1 rRNA gene is annotated in these 633 nt (G+C 53.9%); it reads right to left on the bottom strand.

Annotated elements, in window-relative coordinates:
- A 23S ribosomal RNA gene (locus MHY13_RS12140) occupies window positions 1-633 on the bottom strand; the annotation flags it as partial.

Genomic DNA, 633 nt, shown 5'->3' with positions numbered 1-633 from the left:
AAAATGTTTGCCGCGGCTTCGGCGGTGTACTTGAGCCCCACTGAATTGTCGGCGCAGAACCACTCGACCAGTGAGCTATTACGCACTCTTTCAAGGATGGCTGCTTCTAAGCCAACCTCCTGGCTGTCTTCGCGATCCCACATCCTTTTCCACTTAGTACACCCTTAGGGGCCTTAACCGGCGATCTGGGCTGTTTCCCTCTCGACTATGAAGCTTATCCCCCACAGTCTCACTGCCGTACAACACAATTAGCGGCATTCGGAGTTTGGCTGACATTGCTAAGATTGTAGTCCCGCTCAACCAACCAGTCGCTCTACCTCCACCAAGCTATAATACGACGCTGCACCTAAATGCATTTCGGGGAGAACCAGCTATCACGGAGTTTGATTGGCCTTTCACCCCTACCCACAGCTCATCCCCGCAGTTTTCAACCTACGTGGGTTCGCGCCTCCACAACCTCTTACAGCTGCTTCACACTGGCCATGGGTAGATCACCCCGCTTCGGGTCCAGGACATGCCACTTTACACCCCATTAGGATTCGGTTTCCCTACGGCTACCCCACACGGGTTAACCTCGCGACATGCCGCTGACTCGCAGGCTCATTCTTCAAAAGGCACGCCATCACACACAAA

It is taken from the genome of Corynebacterium sp. ACRPE (genome assembly GCF_022347435.1).
In the GTDB taxonomy this organism is placed as follows: domain Bacteria; phylum Actinomycetota; class Actinomycetes; order Mycobacteriales; family Mycobacteriaceae; genus Corynebacterium; species Corynebacterium tuberculostearicum_D.
The sequence above is the reverse complement of the archived record's forward strand: the minus strand, read 5'-3'. Positions and strand labels throughout refer to the sequence as shown.